The 25,710-nt window shown below is 64.0% G+C and carries 23 protein-coding genes; 10 read left to right on the forward strand and 13 right to left on the reverse strand.

The window, feature by feature from the left end; translation table 11 throughout:
• Window positions 1–14: 14 nt before the first annotated feature.
• A complete protein-coding gene (locus GXB81_RS15690; protein ID WP_167050555.1) occupies window positions 15–263 on the forward strand; it encodes a PAAR domain-containing protein in 249 nt (82 codons plus the stop codon).
• Between the two features lie 44 nt (window positions 264–307).
• On the opposite strand, the gene GXB81_RS15695 is transcribed toward GXB81_RS15690, so the two are convergent.
• The 6 genes from GXB81_RS15695 to xylA all read right to left on the reverse strand — a co-directional run bounded on the left by GXB81_RS15695 (window position 308) and on the right by xylA (window position 8,843).
• Window positions 308–763, reverse strand: coding sequence for a (2Fe-2S)-binding protein (locus tag GXB81_RS15695; protein WP_205989705.1), 456 nt, complete (start codon window positions 761–763; stop codon window positions 308–310).
• A gap of 50 nt (window positions 764–813) precedes the next feature.
• Window positions 814–3,084 (reverse strand): molybdopterin cofactor-binding domain-containing protein, encoded by a 2,271-nt coding sequence (locus GXB81_RS15700; RefSeq protein ID WP_205989706.1) that lies wholly within the window; start codon window positions 3,082–3,084, stop codon window positions 814–816.
• A gap of 351 nt (window positions 3,085–3,435) precedes the next feature.
• Complete coding sequence (locus GXB81_RS15705; RefSeq protein ID WP_205989707.1) at window positions 3,436–4,635, reverse strand: sugar ABC transporter permease; 1,200 nt, start codon at window positions 4,633–4,635, stop codon at window positions 3,436–3,438.
• Window positions 4,632–6,191 (reverse strand): D-xylose ABC transporter ATP-binding protein, encoded by a 1,560-nt coding sequence (gene xylG / locus GXB81_RS15710; RefSeq protein ID WP_205989708.1) that lies wholly within the window; start codon window positions 6,189–6,191, stop codon window positions 4,632–4,634. The genes GXB81_RS15705 and xylG overlap by 4 nt, the downstream gene beginning before the upstream one ends.
• A 106-nt stretch (window positions 6,192–6,297) precedes the next feature.
• Window positions 6,298–7,326 carry a D-xylose ABC transporter substrate-binding protein gene (gene xylF / locus GXB81_RS15715; RefSeq protein ID WP_205989709.1) on the reverse strand — a complete coding sequence of 343 codons (1,029 nt, stop codon included), beginning with the start codon at window positions 7,324–7,326 and terminating at the stop codon, window positions 6,298–6,300.
• 194 nt (window positions 7,327–7,520) lie between these two features.
• A complete protein-coding gene (gene xylA / locus GXB81_RS15720) occupies window positions 7,521–8,843 on the reverse strand; it encodes a xylose isomerase (protein WP_167050147.1) in 1,323 nt (440 codons plus the stop codon).
• Window positions 8,844–9,121: 278 nt separating this feature from the next.
• Between xylA and GXB81_RS15725 the strand changes: the two genes are divergently transcribed.
• From GXB81_RS15725 to GXB81_RS15745, 5 genes are all read left to right on the forward strand, one after another.
• Complete coding sequence (locus tag GXB81_RS15725; protein WP_167050145.1) at window positions 9,122–10,345, forward strand: DNA-binding transcriptional regulator; 1,224 nt, start codon at window positions 9,122–9,124, stop codon at window positions 10,343–10,345.
• A 31-nt stretch (window positions 10,346–10,376) separates the two neighbouring features.
• Window positions 10,377–11,492: an aldose epimerase family protein gene (locus tag GXB81_RS15730; RefSeq protein ID WP_205989710.1), complete on the forward strand. Its 1,116-nt coding sequence runs from the start codon at window positions 10,377–10,379 to the stop codon at window positions 11,490–11,492.
• Window positions 11,493–11,686: 194 nt separating this feature from the next.
• Window positions 11,687–11,998, forward strand: a complete 312-nt coding sequence (locus GXB81_RS15735) for a DUF4148 domain-containing protein (RefSeq protein WP_167050141.1) — start codon at window positions 11,687–11,689, stop codon at window positions 11,996–11,998.
• A gap of 426 nt (window positions 11,999–12,424) precedes the next feature.
• Window positions 12,425–13,246, forward strand: a complete 822-nt coding sequence (locus GXB81_RS15740; protein WP_205989711.1) for an isocitrate lyase/phosphoenolpyruvate mutase family protein — start codon at window positions 12,425–12,427, stop codon at window positions 13,244–13,246.
• A 238-nt stretch (window positions 13,247–13,484) separates the two neighbouring features.
• The gene (locus GXB81_RS15745; RefSeq protein ID WP_167050137.1) at window positions 13,485–14,120 is read left to right on the forward strand and encodes an XRE family transcriptional regulator; all 636 of its coding nucleotides are present in this window, start codon (window positions 13,485–13,487) and stop codon (window positions 14,118–14,120) included.
• Between the two features lie 90 nt (window positions 14,121–14,210).
• Here the strand turns inward: GXB81_RS15745 and GXB81_RS15750 are convergent, their stop codons facing one another.
• Together GXB81_RS15750 and pcaQ are read right to left on the reverse strand one after the other, a co-directional pair.
• Window positions 14,211–15,338 (reverse strand): VOC family protein, encoded by a 1,128-nt coding sequence (locus GXB81_RS15750; protein ID WP_205989712.1) that lies wholly within the window; start codon window positions 15,336–15,338, stop codon window positions 14,211–14,213.
• Between the two features lie 299 nt (window positions 15,339–15,637).
• Entirely contained in the window at window positions 15,638–16,702 is a 1,065-nt protein-coding gene (gene pcaQ / locus GXB81_RS15755) for a pca operon transcription factor PcaQ (protein ID WP_241016393.1), read from the reverse strand.
• Between the two features lie 111 nt (window positions 16,703–16,813).
• On the opposite strand from pcaQ, the gene pcaH reads away from it, so the two are divergent.
• Both pcaH and pcaG read left to right on the forward strand, forming a co-directional pair.
• Window positions 16,814–17,518, forward strand: coding sequence for a protocatechuate 3,4-dioxygenase subunit beta (gene pcaH / locus GXB81_RS15760; RefSeq protein WP_167284912.1), 705 nt, complete (start codon window positions 16,814–16,816; stop codon window positions 17,516–17,518).
• 3 nt (window positions 17,519–17,521) lie between these two features.
• Complete coding sequence (gene pcaG, locus GXB81_RS15765) at window positions 17,522–18,109, forward strand: protocatechuate 3,4-dioxygenase subunit alpha (RefSeq protein ID WP_167050131.1); 588 nt, start codon at window positions 17,522–17,524, stop codon at window positions 18,107–18,109.
• Window positions 18,110–18,265: 156 nt separating this feature from the next.
• On the opposite strand, the gene GXB81_RS15770 is transcribed toward pcaG, so the two are convergent.
• Complete coding sequence (locus GXB81_RS15770; protein WP_167050129.1) at window positions 18,266–18,532, reverse strand: H-NS family nucleoid-associated regulatory protein; 267 nt, start codon at window positions 18,530–18,532, stop codon at window positions 18,266–18,268.
• A gap of 555 nt (window positions 18,533–19,087) precedes the next feature.
• On the opposite strand from GXB81_RS15770, the gene GXB81_RS15775 reads away from it, so the two are divergent.
• The gene (locus GXB81_RS15775; RefSeq protein ID WP_167284911.1) at window positions 19,088–19,723 is read left to right on the forward strand and encodes a LysE family transporter; all 636 of its coding nucleotides are present in this window, start codon (window positions 19,088–19,090) and stop codon (window positions 19,721–19,723) included.
• 43 nt (window positions 19,724–19,766) lie between these two features.
• Here GXB81_RS15775 and GXB81_RS15780 read toward each other — a convergent pair whose 3' ends face one another.
• Window positions 19,767–21,401: an acyl-CoA synthetase gene (locus GXB81_RS15780; protein WP_205989713.1), complete on the reverse strand. Its 1,635-nt coding sequence runs from the start codon at window positions 21,399–21,401 to the stop codon at window positions 19,767–19,769.
• 341 nt (window positions 21,402–21,742) lie between these two features.
• Window positions 21,743–22,123 carry a transposase gene (locus tag GXB81_RS15785; RefSeq protein WP_167284907.1) on the reverse strand — a complete coding sequence of 127 codons (381 nt, stop codon included), beginning with the start codon at window positions 22,121–22,123 and terminating at the stop codon, window positions 21,743–21,745.
• A 313-nt stretch (window positions 22,124–22,436) separates the two neighbouring features.
• On the opposite strand from GXB81_RS15785, the gene GXB81_RS15790 reads away from it, so the two are divergent.
• The gene (locus GXB81_RS15790) at window positions 22,437–23,519 is read left to right on the forward strand and encodes a porin (RefSeq protein ID WP_205989723.1); all 1,083 of its coding nucleotides are present in this window, start codon (window positions 22,437–22,439) and stop codon (window positions 23,517–23,519) included.
• Window positions 23,520–23,693: 174 nt separating this feature from the next.
• On the opposite strand, the gene GXB81_RS15795 is transcribed toward GXB81_RS15790, so the two are convergent.
• Window positions 23,694–24,833, reverse strand: coding sequence for a porin (locus GXB81_RS15795; protein ID WP_167050121.1), 1,140 nt, complete (start codon window positions 24,831–24,833; stop codon window positions 23,694–23,696).
• Between the two features lie 542 nt (window positions 24,834–25,375).
• Complete coding sequence (locus GXB81_RS15800) at window positions 25,376–25,681, reverse strand: hypothetical protein (RefSeq protein WP_205989714.1); 306 nt, start codon at window positions 25,679–25,681, stop codon at window positions 25,376–25,378.
• Between the last annotated feature and the right edge of the window lie 29 nt (window positions 25,682–25,710).

Below are 25,710 nucleotides of genomic sequence, written 5' to 3' on the forward strand. Positions count from 1 at the left end.
TCCAGGACAACGACATGGATTTTATTCGGCTCGGCGACACCACCGACCACGGCGGCAAAGTCGTCACCGCCTCGACAACGGCGGACTACGACGGCATAGCACTCGCGCGCAAGGGCGACCTGATCGAGTGTCCGCTACACCCGCAGATTCAGCCTAACGTCATCATCGAGGGCGACGACACGATGATCGATAACGGCGTGCCGCTTGCTCGCGCCGGTCATCGTGGAACATGCGGCTGCCGCCTGATTTCGAGCGTGCGGTGACGTGGCGATCATTCTGGCGTCGTGCCGAATCCGTGCGATGCGCCCTACCCCATCCGCCGCGCCGCCAGATGAATCGCCGCACGCACCCGCGGATACGTGCCGCAACGGCACACCACCGGCGTCATCGCCGCATCGATATCCGCATCGTTCGGATTCGGCTTGTGCTTGAGCAGCGCGCAGGCCGCCATCAGTTGCGCGCTCTGGCAATAGCCGCATTGCACGACGTCGAGTTCGAGCCATGCCGCCTTCAACGCCTGCGCCTCGCGTCCCTGAAGGCCTTCGATCGTCGTGATCTTCTGCGTGTGCAGGCTCGACATCGGGGTCTGACAGGCGAAGCACGCGGCATCGTCGAGATTGATCGTGCAGGCGCCGCAGATGCCCACGCCGCAGCCGAACTTCGTGCCCGTCATGCCGAGGTCGCAGCGCAGCACCCAGAGCAACGGCATGTCCGGCTCGGCCTCGACCTTCACCGCGCGTCCGTTGATATTCAGTATTGCCATGTTGTTCTCCCGAATCGCGAAACCAGGGCCGAGCCCGATCGAACCCACGCTTACGCGAGCTTCAGCGGCAACGTGCGCAAACGCTGCCCGGTCAGCGCGAACACCGCGTTGGCCACCGCCGGCGCAACCGGCGGCACGGCCGGCTCGCCGACGCCCTGTGGATGCAGCTGGCTCGGCATGATGTCGGTTTCGATCGCCGGACACACGTTCATTCGCACGACCGGAAAGTCCACGAAATTCTTCTGCTGCACCTGGCCGTCGACGATCGTGATCTCGTTCTGCAACGCGCTCGACAAACCGAACACAATGCCGCCTTCCATCTGCTGACGGATCAGGTTCGGATTCACCGGCAAGCCGCAATCGATCACGCACACCACGCGATGCACGCGAATCTGCTTCTGCGGTCCGATCGACACCTCGGCAACCTGCGCGACGACGCTGCCGAACGCCTCGTGCAGCGCAATGCCGCGCGCACGGCGCGCGCCGTCGTTAGCAGGCTCAAGCGGATGCCCCCAGCCCGACAGCACCCCGACACGCTTGAGCACCGCAAGATGCCGCGGATGCTGCGCGAGCAGCGCCGCGCGAAATTCGAGCGGGTCCTGCTTCGCCGCCACAGCGGCTTCGTCGGTGAAGCTCTCGGTAAAGAACGCCTGGTGCGAATGGCCGACCGAGCGCCAAAAGCCGACCGGCACCGGCAATTCGACGATCTCGTGCGACACGCGCGCGGCCGGCCACTCGTACGGCTGATCGAATGCGCCTTCGCAAGTGGTCTTGTCGATCGGAATGCGCGGCACGCCGTAGTAGCGCGCAAGCGCTTCCGGCACGATCGCCTGCCCCGCCGATTTCGCGTGCCACGCAACGAGTTTGCCGTCGCCGTCGAAGCCGGCCCGAAGCCGCGCCGCGCAGGCGGGTCGATAAAAGTCGTGCGTGAAATCCTGCGCGCGCGACCAGATCGTTTGCACCGGACGGCCCTCGGCTTCGCGCGCAATGACCGCGGCCTGCGCGATGAAATCGAGTTCGAGCCGCCGCCCGAACGCGCCGCCCAACAACTGCGGTTGCACGTCGACGAACCCGGCATCGATGCCAAGCGCCCGCGCGACGTGCTGCCGCGCGAGCCCCGGCATCTGCGTCGAGACCCACACGGTCGCCGCGCCATGTGCGACCCGCACCGTGCAGTTCAGCGGCTCGACTGCGCCATGCGCGAGATACGGCACGTGGTACACGGCGTCGATCGTACGCGCCGCGCGGCTCATCGCGTTGTCGAGGTTGCCGCGCTGGAAGTACACATGGCCGTCGGCACCATCGAGCGCGTCCAGCAGATGGCGATCGATCTCCGCGCTCGACACCTTCGCAGCCGCGCCGTCCTGCCAGTCCACCTTGAGCGCGGCGACCGCATTCATCGCGCGATACGGGTTGTCCGCGATCACGGCCACGCCGCCGGTGCCGCCCGCATACGGCGCGACCGCGAACGCCTTGACGAAGCCCGGCATGGTCCGCACGGGTGTTGCGTCGAACCGCGCGACGGTGCCGCCGAGCGTCGGGCACATCACGACGCTCGCGTACAGCAAGCCGCTCGGCAATACGTCGATGCCGAAACGCGCGCTGCCGTCGATTTTCGACGCGGCCTCGATGCGCCGCACGGGCTGGCCGATCAGCCTGAAATCGGCGGGCTGCTTCAAGTCGACCTTGCGCGGCAACGGCTGCCGCGCCGCCAGCGTCGCCAATGCGCCGAAGCTCGCCTTCCGGCCCGACCCGTGCAGCACGTAGCCCTTTTCCACGCGGCATTCGCCGGGCGCCACCTGCCACTGTTCGGCCGCCGCGCCGATCAGCATCGCGCGCGCCGATGCGCCGGCTTCGCGCATCGGTGTCCACAGATCGTTCATGCTCGACGAGCCGCCCGTCATCATCGTGCCGAATTCGCGCACCGCCTTGCTCGTGATCCACACGACGCCGCGCTTGACGAGGCTATCGTCGTCAGGCCGAAACGGCAGGTCGTCGACAATGCTCTGCACAGCGTTGTAGATCCGGTCGATCGGCGCGGCTTCGACGCTGACCCGCGACCAGTCCGCGTCGAGTTCCTCGGCAAGCAGCATCGCGAGGCCGGTGTGGATGCCCTGGCCCATTTCGCTCTTGCCCATCATGATCGTCACGCTGTCGTCGGCGGCGATCTTGACCCAGCCGTTGAGCGCGACCTGCGAGCCTTGCACCGGCAATGGCGCCGACGTCGTCAGGCGCTGCCGCGGCGGCAGCACGCCCCAGCCGAGCAGCAGACCGCCCAACGCGCTGGCGCCGCCGAGCAGGAAGGTTCTGCGCGTTAACATGGCATGGCTCGATGGCATGGCTCGACCGGCTGGCACGATGACGGGAAAGCGGCGCAAGCGCGCAGACGCCCGACTCCGCTCGCGCCGTTGTTTGCGAATAGTAATAAGACGAACCGGCCGGCGGGAGACTTAAATGCGCGCACGCGGCTCGGGTGGCCGTGCGGTATGGGCGTGCAAGGAATGCGGGCGGCGGGGGAAAATCGTGGGGTGCTTCATTAACTGCGCGCGGCTAGTGCCTGGGCGCTGTACGAAGTTTCATGTCACAGCGTGCCGCGCGGTGTGCCGCAAGGTATGCCGCGCAGTGCGCCGGTTCCGCCGGCACACCATGCGCGTTGTTGCAACTCAAGCTCATCAACGGCGATTCGAACCCGACACCACATCGATCCACACGGCCAGCACGAGAATGCCGCCCTTCACGATCATCTGCCAGTACGCGTCGACGTCGAGCATCGACATGCCGTTATCGAGGCTCGCCATCACGAGCGCGCCGATCAGCGCGCCGTACACGGTGCCGGAGCCGCCGCGCATCGAGGTGCCGCCGATGAAGCACGCGGCGATCGCATCGAGCTCGCCCATCGTGCCCGCCGACGGCGAGCCGGCCGCGAGCCGCGCCGTGTTGACAATGCCCGCGAACGCGCACATGAGCCCCATCAGCGCGAAGATCGCGAGCTTCACGCGGTCGGTGTTGACGCCGGACAGCCGCGTCGCTTCGAGGTTCGAACCGACCGCGTAGATGCGGCGGCCGAACACGGTCTGCGTGGCGATCCACGTGAAGATGCCGAGCAGCGCGAGCAGCAGCAGCACGGGCACCGGAATGCCGCCGTAGCGGTCGAGCGTGGCCACGAAGCCCGCCAGTATCGCGCCCGCGCCGACCACCTTCGCGACGTCCTGCCAGAACGGCACGACCCGCAACTGATAACGCTGGCGGTTCGCGCGCTGCCGTATCGTCAGGAAGGCGAGCAGCACGAACATGACGATCGCGAGCGTGTCGCCCGCGAGCCGCGGCAGATAGCCTTGGCCGACGAATACGAAGCTATCCGAAACCGGTGCGATGGTCGAGCCGCCCGTGACGCCGAGCAGAATGCCGCGATACGCGAGCATGCCGCCAAGCCCGACGATAAACGACGGCACGCGCCGGTACGTCGACCACCATCCGTTGAACACGCCGACCGCCACGCCGAGCAGCACCACCACGGGAATCGTCACGCCGATCGGCCAGTGACGGTTCACGTCGAGAATCGCCGCGACGCCGCCGAGCAGGCCGAGCAGCGAGCCGACCGACAGATCGATCTCGCCGGCGATGATGACGAACACCATGCCGCAGGCGAGCATGCCGGTAATCGACATCTGCCGCAGCAGGTTCGATATATTGCGCGGCGTGACGAACGCGCCGTGCGTGAGCACCGAGAAGAACGTCCAGATCACCGCGACGGCAATCAGCAAGGCGAGAATCTTGTAGCGCGCGAACAGTTGCTGAATGCGCTGCGCGCCGCCGAATCCGCCTCGCGGCACGGCATGGTCGGTGCGTTGGGAAGTCACGTCGGGCGTCATGCGGCACTCGCTGCGGTTAAGTTCGAAGAGGGATGCACGGGACGGATCGCGGCGCCGAGTATGTCTTCCTGCGTGAGACCGTCGTTGACGAAGTCGCCACGCAATTCGCCTTCGCCGATCACGAGCACGCGGTCGCTCAGGCCGAGTACTTCCGGCAATTCGGACGACACCATGATGATCGACATGCCGCGCTGCGCCAGTTGAAAGATCAGCTTGTAGATTTCGTATTTCGCGCCGACGTCGACGCCGCGCGTCGGTTCGTCGAGGATCAGCACTTTCGGATCGGTCAGCAGCATGCGCGTGAGCACCGCCTTCTGCTGATTGCCGCCCGAGAGGCTCGCAATCGACAGCATCGGATTCGCCGCGCGCACCGAAAGCCGCCTCATTTCCGTATTGATCGTGTCGAGTTCGGCGGCGGAATCGATGCGCCCGCCCGATGCGAAACGCTGCAACACCGCGAGCGTGATGTTATGGCCGACGCTCAAGCCCGGCACGATGCCGTGACGCTTGCGATCCTCGGGCACCATCGCGATGCCGGCGCGAATCGCGTCGATCGGCGCGCGAATCTTCAAAGGCTTGCCGTCGAGCATGACGCTCGCTTCGCTCCCGCCCGCGTACGCGCCGAAGATCGCCTGCATCAGTTCGGTGCGGCCCGCGCCGACGAGTCCCGCGACGCCGAGAATCTCGCCGCGCCGCAACGAGAACGACACATCGTCCACACGCTTGCGGCGCGGATTCGTCACGTCGAAGCAGGTCACGTGGCGCGCTTCGAACACCATCTCGCCGATCGGATGCGGCTCGCGCGGAAACAGGTTTCTGATCTCGCGGCCCACCATCAGCGAGATGATGCGGTCGGTCGTCAGCGCGTGCATCGGCTCGGTCGCGACATGACGGCCGTCGCGAATCACGCTGATCGTGTCGCAAACCGCCGCGACTTCGTCGAGCTTGTGCGAGATGTACACGCAGGCAATGCCGCGCCGCTTCAGATCGCGCACGATGTCGAGCAGAATCGCGATCTCGGCGGCAGTCAGCGACGACGACGGTTCATCGAGAATCAGCAGCTTCGCGCGCTTGTTGAGCGCCTTCGCGATTTCGATCAGCTGCTGATGGCCGCCGCCGTAGTTCATCACCGGCTGCGCGGCATTGATGCCGCTAATGCCGAGTTCGCGCAACAGTTCGTCGGCGCGCTGATACATCGCCGCGTAGTTCATGCGGCCGCCGGGCAGCGTGATTTCATTGCCGAGAAAAATGTTCTCCGCGACCGAGAGCTCCGGCACCAGCATCAGCTCCTGGTGAATGATGATGATGCCCGCGCGCTCGGTGTCGCGAATGCTCGTGGCCTTCAGCGGCTCGCCTTCCCAGCGTATTTCGCCATCCCAGGTACCGTGCGGATAGACGCCGGAAAGCACTTTCATCAGCGTCGACTTGCCCGCGCCGTTCTCGCCGCACAGGCCCACGCATTCGCCCGGCGAGACGGTCAGGTCGATGCCGTCGAGCGCCTTCACGCCGGAAAAAGCTTTGACGATGCCGCGCATCGTCAGAAGAGGTTGCGTCATTCGCTATGCCTCGCTGCAAGGTGGGCGGGCGGCCACGCTCGCGGGCACCGTGGCCCGCGAAGCGTGGCGCTCACGCCGCGCCCGTCTTCCGTCCCCGTCTTCCGCCTTATTGGCTCGCGAGCTGCGCCTGCGTGTAGAAGCCGTCTTTCACGACGATGTCGAGGTTGGCCTTGGTCAGCTTGGTCGGCTGCAACAGCACCGTATCGACCTTCTTCTTGCCGTTGTCGTATTGCGCATTGAAGCCCGGCTTCTCGCCCTTCGCAAGCGCCACCGACAGCTTCGCCGCTTCGCTCGCGATCAGCTTGAGCGGCTTGTAGACCGTCATCGTCTGCGTGCCGGCCGCCACGCGCTTGACGGCCGCGAGGTCGGCGTCCTGGCCCGAGATCGGTACCTTGCCCGCGAGGCCCTGCGCGGCGAGCGCCTGGATCGCGCCGCCGGCGGTGCCGTCGTTCGAGGCGACGACGGCGTCGATCTTGTTGTTGTTCGCGGTCAGCGCGTCTTCCATGATGCGCAGCGCCGTCGATGCGCTCCACTCCGGCACCCACTGCTGGCCGACCACCTTGATGTCGCCCTTGTCGATCGCCGGTTGCAGCACCTTCAGTTGTCCCTGGCGCAGCATCTTCGCGTTGTTGTCGGTCGGCGCGCCGCCAAGCAGGAAGTAGTTGCCCTTCGGCCGCACGTCATAAACACCCTGGGCCTGCATTTCGCCGACCTTCTCGTTGTCGAACGAGATATAGGCGTCGATGTCGGCATCGAGAATCAGGCGGTCATACGACACGACCTTGATGCCGGCCTTCTTCGCTTCGGCGACCACGTTGCCGAGCGTCTTCGAGTTGAACGGCACGATCACGATTACGTCGACACCACGCGAAATGAGGTTTTCGATCTGCGAGATCTGCCGCTCCTCGCTCGCGTCGGCCGACTGCACCGACACTTTCGCGCCGAGCTTTTCCGCCGCGGCGACGAAATAGTCGCGATCGCGCGACCAGCGCTCGACGCGCAGATCGTCGATACAGAAGCCGATTTCCGGATGATCCTTGCTCGCATGCGCGAGCGGTGCGGCAAGCGACAGGCTGGCGAGCACCGCTCCACATAGGAGCGAACTCAGTACGTGACGACGCATTGCGAATTTCATTTCTGTCTCCTTGTTGTGATAACCGGAATACCGGATGGGTCGGCCTGCGCTGCGAGCCGCAGAACCGAATCAACGACAACCCACAGCTTCCTGTTTCGCGCGATCGGCGTGGCCGCGCGATCTTTGTGTAAGGCTTTTTCCGATGCTTCATAAAGTGCTTCTTGCCGCGCGTTCCGCTGTGCCGCTTACGTTCTTCAACGTCCGCTATAGATCGCCTGATTGACGATGTTTTCCATGCGCTCCTGCTGTCCGCTCGCGTGTTGCGGGTTCAGATCGCGCGCCAGCGTATCCGTTGCGAGCGTCGCCAGCGAATGGTCGCCGGACAGGATCTTGCGGCCGAACTCCGTGTCCCAGCCGGCATAACGCTGGCGCTTGAACTGTTCGAGGAGATCGTTTTCGATCAGCACCGCCGCGCGTTCGAGGCCGAGCGCGAGGTTGTCGATCGCGCCGATATGGCCGTGAAACAGGTCTGCCGCATCGACGCTCTGCCGGCGCACCTTCGAGTCGAAGTTCATGCCGCCGGTCGTGAAGCCGCCGTGACGCAGAATCTCGTAGAACGCGAGCGTCAGTTCCTCGACGCTATTAGGGAATTGATCGGTATCCCAACCATTTTGCGGATCGCCGCGATTCGCATCGACGCTGCCGAAAATGCCGAGCGCAAACGCCGTCGCAATCTCGTGATGGAACGAGTGCCCCGCGAGCGTCGCGTGATTCGCCTCGATGTTCACGCGAATTTCCTTGTCGAGCCCGTATTGCAGCAGGAAGCCGTGTACGGTCGCGACGTCGTAGTCGTATTGATGCTTGGTCGGCTCCTGCGGCTTCGGCTCGATCAGCAGCGCGCCCTTGAAGCCGATCTTGTGCTTGTGATCGACCACCATGTGCAGGAAACGCGCAAGCTGCGCGCGTTCGCGCACGAGGTCGGTATTGAGCAGCGTGTCGTAGCCCTCGCGGCCGCCCCACAATACGTAGTTTTCGCCGCCGAGGCGCTGCGTCGCGTCGAGCGCGTGACGCACCTGGGTCGCGGCGAAGGCGAAGATTTCCGGATTCGGACTGGTTGCCGCGCCCCCCGCATAGCGCGGATGCGAGAACAGGTTCGCGGTGCCCCACAGCAGCCTGATGCCGGTGTCCTGCTGCTTGCGCGCGAGGTAGTCGGACACGCGCAGGAAGTTCTCGCTATAGTCCTTGACGCTCGTGCCTTCGGGCGCGACGTCGGTATCGTGGAACGTGTAGTACGGCGTGCCGAGCTTCGAGAAGAACTCGAATGCGGCATCGGCTTTCTGCAGGGCCCGCTCCATCGCGTCGCCGGGCTGCTGCCATGGACGATGGAACGTGCCCTGGCCGAAGATATCGACGCCGGGCCACACGAACGTATGCCAGTAGCATACGGCGATGCGCAGATGTTCTTCGAGCGTCTTGCCGAGCACTTTCCTGTTTCTGTCGTAGTGACGGTACGCAAGCGGATTATCCGCGTGCGGACCTTCATAACGGATCTCGGGAATGTGTTCGAAGTAAGGCATCTGCGTCTCCTTGTTGTGCCGCATCGCAACCCGCGCGACGGCGCCGCGCCGGTCGACAAAGTGACGCCATGCTGCCGCTTGCACGATATGTCGGCAATTGCGAAATTGCGCAGCACGCTTGATGTTTCTTACCGCCCGCGCGTTTGTTGATTACCGCGGCGCGATTCGGGGCCTAGAATAACCGGACGCTTAAAAAACGGGGCGGCCCGCCGGCGCCCGCTCGACTACACAGGAGACAAAGGCGCCGTGGCCATTCGAGCCCTACGCCGCTTACCGTCATGACCCGCCCGCAAGCCCCCCAGACGACCCATCGGATCGCGCTGCTGTTCAACGCGAACAAGGTCTACGACCGCGAGATCATCACCGGCATCGGCAACTACCTGCTGTCGACGCGGGTCGCGTGGGACCTGTTCCTCGAAGAAGACTTTCGCTGCCGGCTCGCGGGCATCGAGCGCTTCGACGGCGACGGCATCATCGCGGATTTCGACGACCCCGCCGTGTACGAAGCGCTGCGCGGCTGTCCGTTGCCGGTGGTCGCGGTGGGCTCCTCGTACGAAGACCCGGAGCAGTATCCCCCGGACTTACCCTATATCGCGACCGACAACAGCAAGCTCGTATCGCTCGCGTACACGCATCTGATCGGCGCCGGGCTCGAAAACTTCGCGCTCTACAGCCTGCCGCAGGCGCAGGAAAACCGCTGGGCGCAGCAGCGCGAACTCGCGTTCGCCCATTTGCGCAGCACGGACGGACACGGCACCGCGCAGATCGGCAGCGAGATCTATCGCGGCCTGTCGACAAGCGCGCCGTCATGGAACCAGGCGACCGAACAGCTCACGACGTGGCTGCGGCAATTGCCGAAGCCGGTCGGCATCATCGCCGTGACCGATGCGCGGGCGCGCCATCTGTTGCAGGCCTGCCTGATCGCGGGCATTCCGGTGCCCGAGGAAGTCGCGATCATCGGCATCGACAACGATCCTCTCACGCGTACGCTCACGCGCATTCCGCTTTCTTCGGTGATTCAGGGCACCGAGGAAATGGGTCGCACCGCCGCGCACATCCTGCATCAGATGCTGCACGGCGCGCGTTTTCCGGGGCGCCGCATTCTCGTGCCGCCGGTCGGCATCAACGTGCTCGAATCGACGCGGCATCAGCCGCTCGCGAGCCCCTACGTAATGCGCGCGCGGCACTTCATTCGCCAGTACGCGTGCCAGGGCATTCGCACCGAACAGGTAGCCGACTATGTGGGCGTGTCGCGTTCGTCGCTCGAAGAGTACTTCCGGCGCGAACGGCAATGCACCGTGCACCAGGAAATCCTGCGCCACAAGCTCGACGTTGCGAAGTCGCTGCTCGCGAAACGCGACGCATCGAGCGCGGAGGTCGCGATTCGCTGCGGCTTTACGTCGCTGCAATACATGTACGCGGTATTCCGGCGCGAACTCGGCTGCACGCCGCGCGAATACCAGGAGCGCGCGAGTTCGAAGCCGGAGCAAACGGCGGGCTGAGCGCTTTTTATTTTTTCTTTGCACCGACCACATGATCAGCATCGCACAACTTTCTTCCGAGCCGTGGGGCACGCTGCACGGCGGCGATCGCGTCCGGCTCTATACGCTGCGCAACGCGCACGGCATGAAGGTCGCCATCAGCGACCTCGGCGCGACGCTGGTCTCCTGGCATGCGCCGGATCGCGCGGGACGTCTCGGCGATATTCTGCTCGGCCACGACACGCCCGCCGAATACGTCGCGGCAACGACCTATATGGGCGGACTGATCGGTCGCTGGGCCAACCGTATTGCCGGCGCGCGCTTCATGCTCGACGACATCGAGTACACGCTCGACCGCAATGAAGGCACGAACCTGCTGCACGGCGGCACGGTCGGTTTTCATCGCGCGCTGTGGGACGTGAGCGAGGACGACGGCGCGTTGCTGATGCGCCTCGAATCGCCCGAAGGCGACGCCGGGTTTCCGGGCAACGTGACCGTGCAGGTGCGCTATTCGCTCGACGACGACGGCACGCTGACGATCGAATACGAAGCGATCACCGACGCGGCGACACCGCTCAATCTGACGAGTCATCCGTACTTCAATCTGACGGGGCGCGCGGGCACCGATATTCGAGGGCATGTACTGTCGATCGACGCCGAACGTTTTTTCGAAGTCGACGCGACGATGATTCCGTGCAAGCTCGCCGACGTCGCGGGCAATGCATTCGACTTCCGGCAGAGCGCGCCGCTCGGCGCGCGGCTCGACTGGCCGCATGCGCAACTTGCGCGAGCGGGCGGCTTCGATCATTGCTATGTGCTGCGCGATGAGGACGAAAGCGGCGCGAATGGCGCGAATGGCGTGAACGGCTCGAATGAAAGCACGCCGCCGCGAGTGCGCGAGGTTGCATGCGCATACGATCCGGGCAGCGGACGCGAGCTGACCGTATCGACCGATCAGCCCGGCTTGCAGTTCTATACCGGCAATGCACTGAACGGCAACGGCGGCCGCGGCGGAGTGCGTTATCAACGGCATGCGGGTTTGTGCCTCGAAGCCTGCGGCTTTCCGAACCAGGTCAATATGACCGGACAGGATCAGGCGATCGTGCGGCCCGGTGACACTTACCGGCAAATCACCGCTTATCGTGTCGACGTGCGCAAGGGCGCTTGAGCGAATGTCCCGCTAATTTCCGCGTTTCTCTTACGAACGGCACCACGCCCCCATTACAACGCGCCGACTTGTTGTTTGCGTCAATACTGAATTAACGACCTGGTGGTTTCCCCAAGGCGGCCCACTTTCTAGACTCCGTCAATGGGTGCCGGGATTGTCGCGGTACCGATAGACCATGTCGGAGGGAAAACATCATGAAATCGCTGATTCAGGCCGCCGTATTCGCGGCCGTCATCGCCGCGCCGCTCGCGGCGTTCGCGCAATCCGAGCAGCCGGTCACGCGCGCGGAAGTGAAGGCGCAATTGCAGCAGCTCGAACAGGTGGGCTACAACCCGGCCGAATCGACGGACGCCAGCTATCCGGCCGATATTCAGGCAGCCGAAGCACGCGTCGCCACGCAGAACGCCATGGCCCAGGGCGACACCACCGGCTATGGAACGCCGGCGACGGGAACGTCGCAATCGGGCGGGCAGCATCCGATGGTGACGAATCCCGCGGATCAGTAAGGCGTACTGCACACCGTATCGCAATCGCGCGGGCGGATGTTCTGAAAAGACGCTCCAGGGCCTTTTGACTTTTGGCACGTGTAGCGCTTTTGCGGCGTTCGCGTCTCGCGCCACCACTCGTACAGCGTGTACGGTTTTGCAGTCTCCGCGCAATATGAAGCGAGCCCTGCTTTTCCAAGGCATGGCTCGCTTTCTTGTATTTACGCGGGGCGATTCGTGAAGCGGGAACAGTAGGTATTGATCAATGCGAACATCACCGATTCAATATGTCGAGTGTGCGGTACACGTTGATGCATTTCATCAACAATGCGTTCGATAAGAAAATAGACTCAACCTGTGTTGAATCCCGCTGCGTTGAATCCCGATTTTCACGATCCACGAGCCTCGGCTCCTTCGCTTCGGCTCCTTCATTGCCTAGAGAATGCCATGCCCCGCACCGCCGCTGAAAAACGCGCCGCTTTCCGCGCCCTGCATACGTCCGGCTGTTTCGTGCTGCCCAATCCCTGGGATGCGGGCAGTGCGCGCTATCTGCAAACGCTCGGCTTCAAGGCGCTGGCCACGACGAGCTCGGGTTTCGCATGGTCCACCGGCCACGCCGACAACACGCTCCCGCGCGCGGCGGTCCTCGCGCATCTGCGCACGATCGTCGAAGCGACCGATCTGCCGGTCAACGCCGACTTCGAAAATGGCTTCGGCCGCGACCCGCAGGAAGTCGCCGAAAGCGTGAAGCTCGCGGTCGCAACCGGCGTAGCGGGCCTGTCTATCGAGGATTCGACTGGCGACGCAGCCGCGCCGCTCTTCCCCGTCGACGTCGCCGTGCAGCGCATCAGCGCGGCACGACGCGCGATCGACGAAACCGGCGGCGACACGTTGCTGATCGGCCGCGCGGAAAACTTCTTCGCCGGCCAGGCCGATCTCGACGACGCGCTTGCGCGCCTGAAGGCCTACGCGGCGGCAGGCGCCGACTGTCTGTACGCACCCGGCATCCAGACGCGCGAGCAGATCGAGGCGGTGGTCGCGGCCGTGGCGCCGAAGCCCGTCAATCTGCTGATCGGCTCGACGTCGACGCTTACGGTGCAGGACGTCGCGGCGCTCGGCGTGCGGCGCATCAGCGTCGGCGGCGGGCTCGCGCGCGTGGCATGGGGCGGCTTCATGCAGTCGGCCCGGGCGCTCGCCGAAGGACGCTTCGAGTTCACGGGCGCGGCGCCCGGCTCGCAGCTCAACGAGTTGTTCAATCGCGGCGTGTGAGTCGCGAGTTGCGACGCGCGTGTTGCGGCACAAACTCGCTCGGGCAGATGAAGCTGTGCCTCGCGACGGCCAACGTTTCCGATGAGAAAAGCGCACCCGCGCCTTGCGCCTCTCCCATGCCGGCTCCCCCTTTCGCCGCGCCGTTCATGCCCGGCGAATCAGGCCGCCGCATCGAATGTTATGATCGGAAACCCCATTCGCCACGATCAAGCGCGGACCCGAACGAGCCGCAAGCCTCATGGACACCCACCTCACCAAACCCGCCGACCCGTCCACCACCGACCTCGGCCGGCGCGTGCGCGCCGCCCGCCAGGCGCAGGACCTGACGCTCGAAACCGCGAGCCGCCTGTGCGGCGTATCGCGCTCGACGCTGTCCAAAGTCGAAAACGGCCTGATGTCCCCCACTTTCGACGTGCTGCAAAAAATCGTCCTGGGCCTGAAGATCGAAATCGGCGAACTGTTCGGCTCCACGCCGAAAGTGAGCGCAAGCGGCCGGCGCGCGCTGACCCGTAAGAACGAAGGCCAGCGACACGCGTATCGCGGCTACCAGATGGAGTTACTCGCTACCGATCTCGCGCACAAAGCGATGCTGCCGTTTCGCATCCGCATTTCCGCACATACGCTCGATGCCTTCGACGACTGGGGCCGTCACGAAGGCGAGGAATTCCTGTACGTCATTAGCGGCAGCGTGTGCCTCTATTCGGAGTTGTATGCGCCGACGCATCTGAATGCGGGCGATAGCCTCTACTTCGACAGCCGCACGGGCCATGCGGCGGTGTCCACGAGCGAGGAAGACGCGGAAGTGTTGTGGATGGCGACGAACGCGGACCTGCCGCAAACGCCGCCGGTAACCGTCGAGTCGATGAAAAAATAACGCGCGCTGGGCGCGCCCTGAGCCCCGAGCCCGAGGCGGCGTTCGCGCGGCGCGCGATTCAACGCCCGCGCGCGCATGAACGCATAAAAACTAGCTGCCCTCGCGCGCCTGCGCCAGCACCGCGAGGTTGCCCTCGCCGAAACCATGATGCCCCTTGCGCTGCACGATCTCGAAGAAGATCTCGCCAGCACCGCGGCGCACGAAGGTCTGGAAAAACAGCAGCGGCACACCGTCCGCGCCGATCTCGCCATCGACGAGCACATGCGTGCGGCGCAACCGTTCGACGTCGAGCCCGTGCCCCGGCAAACGCGCATCGAGCCCTGCGTAGTAACGCGGCGGCGGCTCGACGAATTCGACGCCGTTCGCGAGCAGGCGCTCGACGCACCCGAGGATGTCGTCGGTGGCAAGCGCGATGTGCTGCACGCCCTCGCCCGGATGATCGGGCAGATAGTCGTGCATCAGGTTGGTCCGGCGCGTGCCTTCTTCATAGAGCGGCACGCGGATCGCGCCGCACGGCGACACCATCACGCGCGATTCCGCCGATACGTGCCAGTTCGCATGCAGTTCGTGAATCTCGCGGAAGTTGAGCAGATCGCGATAGAAGTCGATCCATTCCTGCATGCGGCCTTCGCCGACCGTCTGCGTCAGATGATCGACCGCAACGAGCCCGCTGCCCGCGTGATTGAGATCGGCCTGCGCCGTGTCGATTTCGATCGGCCGGAAATCGATGTCGAAGATCGAGATATCGCCGAGGCCGCCGCGCTGACCGCCACGCCCGCGCCAACGGTCGACGAAATAGATATGCGAATCGCCGATGCCCTGGATCGCCGGAATCAGCAGCTCGCCCACGCCGAGGCGCTCGCCTTCGAACTCCCACGCGCCGAGTTCGACTGCGCGTTCGAACGCGCGCTGCGCATTGGCCACGCGAATCCCGATTGCGCAGATGCCGACGCCGTACTCTTCGGCATAACGCGCGGCAAACGAGTCGGGTTCGGCGTTGATGAGGAAATTCATCTCGCCCTGCCGGTACAGCGTGACGGCCTTGCTGATATGGCGCGCGATCGCCTTGAAGCCGAGCCGCGTGAAAACCTCGCCGAGCGCGTGCGGATCGCGCGCGGCAAACTCCACGAATTCGAGGCCGGCCGTGCCGAGCGGATTGTGCTCAGACGCCAACACGGCGCGCTGCGCGGCCTCTGGAGTGGGCAAGTCGCTGGGCATGACAATCTCCTTGTACGGTCTTTCGACGCGGCAGCCGGTCGGTCGGAATTCGACGCAACCGTGCCGGCTGTTCGCGATGGGGTGCGCCATGCATGATGCGCGCGTGGCATGCCGCAACCCGGACGGATCGCGGCGGCTGTTGCACCGTGTTTTTACACCGGGTCGCGGGGCGTTCGCAACCTTCGTTTTGTACCGGATGGTTCATCCTGGTTCGTCCTGTGGTTCATCCTGGCTCGCCCTTCAGGGCGCCGACGCTTGCACCCGCCGCAGTGCGCCAACCCTGCGCGCCAACTGGCCGGTCATTGGGGCGCCTCGTCCGCATCGCCCGGCCCGCTGCTTCGGCGAGACTTGCGCGCGCGCCTGCTCCGCGCCTTGTCCGCGCCGTGGCTCCCGTTTCTGGCCGCCTCCTTGCCCGCGGCCTTGCCTGAAATCGCCGTCATCCTCTCCCGCGCGAACTCGCGCACCGCCTCGATAAACGCGCGCCCCACGGCCGACGGCTGCGTATCCGAGCGGCGGATCAGCCCGACCGGCTCGCTGGTGCCCGTGAACGGCAGCGGCAAGCGCACCAGCATGCCTTGCGCCAGCTCGTATTCCACCGCGCTCAGCGGCACGAACCACACCGCGCCGTTTTCGAGCGCCAATGCCCGCCCCGTCGAGACCGACAGCACCTCGACGAACGCCGACAACGGCGGCACGCCCCACGCGCTGAGCAGGCTCTCCGCCGACTGGCGGATCAAGGTGCCGAACGGCGGCAGCACGACCGGAAACTCTTCCAGCGACGCCGCCTGCAAGCCGGGCCCCTGCGCGAGCGGATGCCCGGCGCGCACCACCGCGATCAGCGGCTCGGTGAACAGTTGCTCGAAGCTCAGGCCGACCATCCGTTCCGGGTCCGCGAGACGGCCGATCGCGAATTCGATCGAGCCCGCTTTCAGGCGTTCGAGCAGCTCCGGGTTCGCGCCGGTCGCGAGACGCACGATCACGCGCGGCCACTGCGCCGCGAACCGCCGCAGCACGGGCGGCACGAGCACCGCGGCCACGGTCGGCAGCACGCCGACTTCGAGCGTGGCCGCGGCCGCGCCTTCCGCGCGCGCGAGCAGGTCGACGCCCTGGCGCAGCGCGCTCACGCAGGCGCTCGCGTGCGGCATGAAGAGTTGTCCCTCGCGGGTCGGCACCGCGCCGTGGCGGCCGCGCTCGAACAGCTTCACGCCGAGAATCGCCTCCAGCTCGGCGACCGTCTTCGACACGGCCGGCTGCGTGATGGACAGACTGTCCGCCGCCCGCTGGACGCTGCCGAACTGCGCGACGGCCAGAAAGCACTGGAGATGACGGAATTTGACGCGGCTATCCGCGAGGCTTCGTTGCATAACGTGAGGTTATACGAAACGGGTGAAAACGTCATTTTGCATAACCGCCGGCTTTGGATAAAGTTCCTGTCACAACGTCGCCCCCCACGATTCCTCCCACGGAGACACTTCATGGAAGATTCTTCCCTCACCCCGCGCGAGTTCGCGTCCCATCCCGCTTACGTCTATCCCCAGTACGGTTCGTCGGTCAAACGCGGTCCCACCCGCCCGCTGATCCCGCTGAAGGAAAAGCTGCGCGACCAGCGCGTGCCGGTCTACGGCACCGAGGACCTCGGCGCGCTCGACCACGATCTGACGCGCAACGCGGTGCGCAACGGCGAGCCGCTCGGCGAGCGCATCATCGTGACGGGCCGCGTGCTCGACGAAGGCGGCCGCCCGGTGCGCAACACGCTCGTCGAAGTGTGGCAGGCGAACGCGGCCGGCCGCTACGTGCACAAGGCCGACCAGCACGACGCGCCGCTCGACCCGAACTTCCTCGGCGCGGGCCGCTGCCTCACCGACAACGAAGGCCGCTACCGCTTCCTGAGCATCAAGCCGGGCGCGTATCCGTGGGGCAATCACCCGAACGCCTGGCGTCCGCAGCACATCCACTTCTCGCTGTTCGGCGACCACTTCGGCTCGCGTCTCGTCACGCAGATGTACTTCCCCGGCGACCCGCTGCTCGCGTTCGACCCGATCTACCAGGGCACACCGGAACATGCCCGTGAGCGCATGATCGCGAAGTTCTCGCTCGACACCACCCAAGAGGCTTATGCGCTCGGCTACGATTTCGACATCGTGCTGCGCGGCCCGAACGAAACCCCGATGGAGCGCTAAGCCATGACGACCCTCAAGCAAACGCCTTCGCAAACCGTTGGCCCGTACTTCGCCTACGGTCTTTGCCCGCAGCAATACGACTTCGACTACAAGAGCCTGTTCACGCACGTCCTCGCCGACATGGAAGCGGCCGGCGAGCACATCACGATCGTCGGCCAGGTGTTCGACGGCGACGGCAACGCGGTCGGCGACGCGATGGTCGAGATGTCGCAGGTCGATTCGAACGGCCACTATCCGGAATCGCGCGAGGAAATCCTGAAGACCGGTTTTCACGGCTTTGCGCGCGTCGGCACGGGCACGGACCCGCACAAGCGCTTTATCGTCGAGACGGTGAAGCCGGGCCGCGCGAACCCCACCGAAGCGCCGCACATCAACGTGATCCTGACGATGCGCGGCATGCTGCTGCACACGTTCACGCGCATCTACTTCGAAGACGAAGCCGAGGCAAACGGCCAGGACGCCGTGCTGGCGTCGGTGCCGGCCGAGCGCCGCAACACGCTGATCGCGCGTCGCGAGCCGGGTGCAGCGAACGTCTACCGCTTCGACATCCGCATGCAGGGCGATAAGGAAACCGTGTTTTTTGATCTGTGAAGCGGTTTTTTCACACTTTCATATCGCTTTCAATTACACTCGACGTGATCCGTCAAGCGACTGGATCGTGAAACTCCGAGTAGTAAGAGTTGAGCCCGCCTTTAAGCGGGCTTTTTTTTGGCTTTCGCTTTTTTGCCGCGATGCCGGGTGGCGCGCTCAGCAACGGAAATGTTCGATGCTTTGTCCCGCGTAAATCGCGCGCGCGAGCCAGGCGGGTTTATCGCCGCGACCATCCCACGTATTGCCGAACGCGTCGCGGTACTTCACCGCGCTGGCGGCTTTCTCGTCGGCTTCGAGCGATTCGGCCAGCGCTTCGAGTGTGATGTCGTAGTCGTCCATGCGTCGGCGAATCCACGCGACCATGCGCTCGCGCACATTCTCATCGTGTTCGAACAGTCGTTGTTGCCGTTCTTGCTCTTTCATAGCGTATTGGTATCGCAGCAGCCTGCTGGCGTTAGACAACCGGGAATTTCGCAAAACAACGCGAAGCCCGTGTTCGATTCAGAGGAAGCAAGGCAATTCGCGGGGTAATCCACTCAGTAATCCGAATGCACAGCCTTTTCAAGGATGCGTGAAAACCCGCATCTGCCAGCCATGCCTGTTTGATTGCCGATGGAAGCGCCTGAACCGGAACACGGAGATCGGACGCATTCGCCGCCGGGCGGTTCGAATTACACCTTTGAATTGCGTCCCCGAACTACGCCCCGGCCTCGCCTCACGGGTTCGAGGGAGCGGCGGCGTATGGAAGGCCATTCTAGCATTGGGCTTATTTCGCCCGTAGCAAAGGACTCTTGCCTTTGCCGCCGATTGTTCGGCTGATGTCTCTATGTCCCCTTATGTCCCTTTCAGCGGGCATGACTTCAGCCGCGTTCCCGCCAGACAATGCGATACTCCACACCCCGGCCCTCACAAGCCGCCCCGCTCGGCCCGTCACGCCAGCGCTTCGAGCGACGGGACCACCTCAAAGGAGACACGACCATGCCCGCTTCGACCGCCGTCCTCACGATTCTCGCCGCGCTGCTGCTGGGCGCGATGAGTCCCGGGCCGAGCTTCGTCATCGTCGCGCGCAATGCGATCGGCCTGTCACGCGGCGACGGTCTGGCGACGGCGCTCGGCATGGGCATCGGTGGCGTGTTCTTCAGCGGCATCGCGCTGCTCGGCCTCTATACGCTGCTCGCGACGGTCGCATGGCTGTACGTCGGCCTGAAGATCGCCGGGGGCGTCTACCTCGTCTACCTCGCCTCGAAAATCTGGCGCGGCGCCGCGAAGCCGCTCGCCTTCGACGCCACGCAAAGCGGCGCCGGCAATCCGCGCAAATCGTTCTGGATCGGCCTCAGCACGCAGCTCAGCAATCCGAAAACAGCCGTCTACTACGGCAGTATCTTCGCCGCGCTGCTGCCGCAGCATCCGCCGGTGTGGTGCTACTTCGCGCTGCCGCCCGCGATCTTCGCGATCGAGGCCGGCTGGTACACGATCGTCGCGCTGTGCTTTTCGAGCAAGCGTCCGCGCGAAATCTATCTGCGCTGGAAGGCGTGGATCGACCGCATCGCCGCGAGCGCGGTAACGGCACTCGGGTTGCGCCTGATTCTGAACGCGCACAAGGTGGGAATCTGAGCGATGCATGGGCGCGCGCCGTTCGTAGCGCGCGCCCCGCGCGTCAGCCCTTGCCTTCCGCCTTGATGCGCGCCCGCAGTTCGAACTTCTGGATTTTCCCCGTCGACGTCTTCGGCAATTCGCCGAAACGCACCGCCTTCGGCAACTTGTAGCCGGCCAGAAACAGCCGGCAGTGCGCGATGATGTCTTCCTCGGTCGCCTGCGCGCCTTCCTTCAGTTCGATGAACGCGCACGGCACTTCGCCCCACTTCGGATCGGCCATCGCGACCACCGCCGCGACCGATACCGCCGGATGGCGATACAGCGTGTCCTCGACCTCGATGCTCGAAATGTTCTCGCCGCCCGAGATGATGATGTCCTTGCTGCGGTCGCGAATGCGGATATAGCCGTCGGGCGTGCGTACGCCAAGATCGCCGGTATGGAACCAGCCGCCGCGAAAAGCCGCTTCGGTCGCGGGTTCGTTCTTCAGATAGCCCTTCATGCAGATGTTGCCGCGAAACATGATCTCGCCGAGCGTTTCGCCGTCGTCCGGCACCGCTTCGAGCGTGTCCGGGTCGAGCACCGCGACGGCCGCCTGCAGGTGATAACGCACGCCCTGGCGCGCGGTCAGATCGGCGCGCGTGTTTTCGTCGAGCGCATCCCACGCGTCCTGCTTCGCGCAGACGGCCGCCGGCCCATAGGTTTCGGTGAGGCCATACACGTGCGTCAAATCGAAGCCGATCTCCCTCATCTTCGCGATCACCGCGGGCGGCGGTGCCGCGCCCGCGACCATCGTCGAGACGCGATGCTCGATACCCTCGCGCCACTCGGCCGGCGCATTGGCGAGCGCGTTCTGCACGATCGGCGCGCCGCAGTAATGCGTGATGCGCTCGCGGCGAATCAGTTCGAACACGGTCTTCGCATCGAACTTGCGCAGGCAGACGTTGACGCCCGCGCGCGCGGCGACGGTCCACGGAAAGCACCAGCCGTTGCAGTGAAACAGCGGCAGCGTCCATAGATAGACCGCGTGCTTCGGCATGTCCCATTCGAGGATATTGCTGAGCGCATTCAGATACGCGCCGCGATGGTGATAGACCACGCCCTTCGGATCGCCGGTCGTGCCCGACGTGTAGTTGAGCGCAATCGCATCCCATTCGTCGGCGGGCCGGGCCCACTCGAAGGCCGAGTCGCCCGCTTGCAGGAACGCTTCGTAGTCGGTCGCGCGGATAAACTGCGCGGCGTCGGCGGGCTGCGCGTCGGCCACGCTGATCACGCGCAGCCCGGGAAATTCGAGCGCGGCGCGATGCGCGAGCTCGCCGTATTCGGTATCGACGATCAGCACCTTCGCCTCGCCGTGGCGCAGCATGAACAGCAGCGAGGCGACGTCGAGCCGCGTATTGAGCGTGTTGAGCACGGCGCCCGCCATCGGCACGCCGAAGTGCGCCTCGATCATCGGCGGAATGTTGGGCAGCAGCGCGGCGACCGTATCGCCACGGCCAATGCCGGCCTCGCGCAGCGCGCTCGCGAGCCGCCGCGCGCGTTCGTAGGTCTCACTCCAGCTGCGGCGAATCTCCCCGTGGACGATCGCGAGCCGCTCGCCATACACCTGCGCGGCGCGCGCGAGGAAGTCGATTGGCGTGAGCGGGACATAATTGGCCTCGCGCTGCTCGAGACCGTCGTCGAACCTGTGCTTCGTCATTGCATCGTCTCCTGAGGCGCGAGCCGCGCCGCCGATTGTTCTGGTTGATGAGCTGGCTTCGCTATTGTCGGCGTGAACTGCCCGTCATTCAAATAGCAGCGTAGCGTGCTCGAACCGGCCCGGCCAGTACGGCTTCCAGGCCGTTTGCTGCCGATCAATGGCGCTCCGCCCACCGGCTTTGCGCGACGACCACTCGAAGAAACCCCAGCATGACTTCACACGCCCGCCATTCCATTGTGCGGGAATTGAAAAAGCCGTCGCCGGAATAATCCGGCGACGGCTTTTCCACGAGTCTATATCGAGACGCCGCGCGACACGTCCGCGCAGCGCAAACGAACGCGCTAATCCAGGCGCACACCGCCGCGACGTGTCGCGCGCCGTTCGAGAACGGCATCCGTCTTGAACAGCGCGAACATGATCGCGGTCAGCACACCGGATTTTTTCCAGCGCAAATAATAGCGATGCGCGGTCTGATACGGCACATGATGCTCGGGCATCGCGCTCCACGGCGCGCGCGTGTGCAACACCCACATCACGCTATCCAGCACGCGGCGCAGATCGATCGGCGGACGTCCGCGACGTGGCCCCTCGTTCAGCGATTCAGGCAGCAGCGGCTCGACCCGCAGCCATTGCTCGTCGGTTAACTCCTGAACGGCGGGCCAGGCCGTCAGCGGTTCGGAAGAAGGAATATTCATGCATAAAAGCGCGGCGCGCTCGCGCACAACGTGTATGCGAGCGTCTCTGCGAAACAATATCTATAGCGAATATTTTTGAGACTACTCGAACCGAGCCTGGGCAAAGGTCAATTCTTGTTAATCGCGCGAGTGCAATTGTCAAAAAACACAATAAGTTATTGCACCGCCGCATGAAGGGTGCAATGCGAGTCGTGGTCTATCATCGGCGCGCCCGGCGCCGCGGCCCGCCCGCGAACGCCGTGTCCAAACGAAAAAATCCACCCATCCACACGCAGGAAAACCAGTGAGACATCTCTGCTTTCTCAAGACCGCCGCAGTCGTGGGCGGAGCCGCCCTCGCCATGACGTCGGAGCAGGCTTGCGCGCAAAGTTCGATCACGCTGTACGGCGTCGCCGACGTCAGCGTGCGCTATCTGACGAACTCGAATGCCCGGAACGACAACCGCCTGTACATGACGAACGGCGCGATCACCAATAGCCGCTGGGGTCTGCGCGGCTCGGAAGACCTGGGTCACGGCATGAAGGCGATCTTCGATCTGGAAAGCGGCATCAACCTGCAGGACGGCTCGGCATCGGACAGCCATCGCATCTTCAACCGCAACGCGTACGTGGGCCTGAGCAGCCCGTACGGCACGCTCACGCTCGGTCGCCAGAAGACGCCGCTGTTCGATCTGCTCGGCGATACCTACGACCCGCTCACGGTCGGCAACTACAACGAGAACTCGTGGTTGCCGGGCGCGCTCGGCGCGGGGCTCTACGCCGACAACGCGGTCAAATATAGCGGCACGTTCCAGGGCCTGACGGTGGCCGCGATGTACTCGTTCGGCACGAACTCGACCTCGACCGGCGAGGACGGCTTCTCGGGCCAGGTGCCGGGCCATCTCGGCGCCGGCAATATGTACGGCTTCACGCTGTCGTACGTGGCGGGTCCGCTGTCGGTCGCGGCCGGCGTGCAGCAAAACAGCGACAACGGCAATCGCAAGCAGACCGTCTTCAATGCCAACGCGGTTTATGCGTTCAGCGCGGCGAAGCTGTACGCCGGCTATCTGCATTCGAAGGACGACACGGGCTTCGTCGACAGCGCGCTCGCGCAGCAGACGCTCGTGCCGGGTGTCGATATCGTCCAGGGCTCGGGGCGCATCGACAACGGCCCGTTCGCCGGCGTCACGTGGCAGGCCACGCGCGCGCTCACGCTGACGGGCGCGGCGTACTACGACCATATGTCGAACGCGGCAATCGGCAACGGCGAACTGGGCAGCGGCTATCGCTACACGTTCGTGGCGTTGGCCGAGTACGCGCTGTCGAAGCGCACCGAGGTGTACGGCACCGTCGACTTCGACAAGGTGTCGGGCGCCGCATCGGTCGAACTGCCGGGCCGCAACAACCAGACCGGCATCGCGCTCGGTCTGCGAACGATTTTCTGACGCGGATGGGGCCCGCGCAGGCCCCTCTCGCGGCATAAAAAAACCCGGTATCCGTTGTGGCGGATACCGGGTTTTTTGCGTCGACTCGCCGGATCGGCAAGCGACGCGCACATAAAAAAGGTGCCGCGAACGGCACCTTTTTCTACTGCATAAACTACAGGCTTCTGCGGAAGCTTAGAAGCGGTGACGCAGGCCGACCGTAGCAGCCGTCTGGTTCTTCGACGACGACGTCGGAACCGAGTTGTCGCCGCTGTAGATCGAAGCCACGCCGCCATCGCCCATTGCGTGCTGGTACACGGCCTGAGCGTAGACGTCGGTGCGACGCGACAGCGAGTAGTCAGCCTGCAGGCCGATCTGGTGGTAACGGGTCTTCATGTCGTTACCGTCGGCGTTGACGCCGTAGCCGCGTGCGTCGGTGAACGTGTACGCGATGCCGAGGCCGAGAGCCGGGGTCAGGTTGTACTTGCCGTTGATTTCGTAGTTGTTGGTGTAGCCTTGACGCTGACCGTCCGCTGCGCCGACCAGGTTGTCGACGCGCGATTGCGTCCAGGCCACGCCGACCAGCGCCGGGCCGAAGCCGTACGAAGCTGCCGCGCCGAACTGACGCTGACGGAAGTTGCCTTCCAGAACGCCCGAGGTGTTCGCCAGCACGCCGTCCGATGCGCCGCCGTTGCCGTTCGGGTTGTTCTGTTGCGCGTAGGCAGCACCGAGGTGCAGGCCTTGCCACTGGTATGCAGCACCCAGGCTGTACTGGCGGTTGTTCGCGAATGCGCCAGCCTGGTTCGAGAAGCCGTACGTGCCGCCGAACGTGAAGCCTGCGTAGTTAGCGCTCGAGTACTTGATCGAGTTGTTGACCGACAGACCGCCGTTGGTGTTCAGGTTGTCGTTGTTGAACGGATGCGCGAACGACGTGCCGCCCCAGCTGCCCGTTGCGGTCAGCGGCGCGAGGTAGTCCTGCACTGCGTCGTACTGGCGACCCAGCGTGACCGTACCGAATTGCGCGCTCGACAGGCCGACGAATGCCTGACGGTTGAACATGCCGTTGTTGTTGGCGAACTTGCCGTTGTTGATGTCGAAGCCGCTTTCCAACGTGAAGATTGCCTTCAGACCGTTGCCCAGGTCTTCCGAACCGCGCAGGCCGAACATGCTCTGGCTGATGCCGCCGCTACCTGCTGCCCACTTGGAATGGCCAGCAACGTTGCTGGTGTACGTCAGGCCCGCGTCGAGCACACCATACAGGGTCACGCTGCTTTGTGCGTGAGCGACCGATGCGACCGATGCGGCAGCCGCGACGACGATAAGACTCTTTTTCATGGGAACTCCAATTCGAAAAATTTTCACGGGGAGCAGGACTTGCCTCGGCAGCGGGACGCATCGCATCTGCTGCCGCCTTGTCGGCCGAACGCTCGGATCGACGGGGCACCCTTCAAGCGAAGCGTGAGTGTAGGTGGACACCCTAATAGCGACGCAGGTAGTTTGCGCAACAGGATTTTTCAAAATTCGCAACAATGTTTGGACAGGTGGCGTTAAGTAGTTGTTTTTCCGACGTTTATTGCAAAATAATGACAGGAGTTCGGTTGCCTTAGCCAAAATCAACTTTCAACATCTCAATCTTCGAAGTTGCGTGTTTGCAACGCTCTTTAATACGCGTGACGTAATCGGGTCGGAACGATTCGTGAATATCGCCGACTAATTTTTTGTAATAAAAGGCGATTGAAGAGAGGGTTTTGGGCGGCGTGCGAAATTTATTTTTTAATTCCGGGAACTTAGCAAAGTTAATGCTGTCATTATTCGCGATAAGACCCACGACGTCGAAATTACCGAATGGATTGTGACGCAATCCATTTATTTCACGATTACATGCGGATACCTGCGTATCGGCTATGTGCCGCGTGCAGGCAAGCCCGCTCAGCCTCGCGGCTCAATGCTCCCGGCTTCCGCCGGTTCAGACGCGGCTGCCAATAAAAAACCGCCTTCACGGCGGTTTTTCTGATTCTGGCTTCGGTTCGCGGTTTTTCCGTGCCGATTAAGGCTTGCGTGCCGCGCACGAAGAAGCCTTCAGCACGGGTGTTGCCCGGAGGTGAATTGCGACGCCGACCGTCGCGTGACAAAACCCGTGCTGAAAGCGGATGGCCTACGTCAATAAGCCTTCCCGTCTTCATTTAACGGCCTGACTGCCGTGGTTTTCACA

The sequence above is a fragment of the Paraburkholderia sp. Ac-20336 genome (genome assembly GCF_017105025.1).
Lineage (GTDB): Bacteria > Pseudomonadota > Gammaproteobacteria > Burkholderiales > Burkholderiaceae > Paraburkholderia.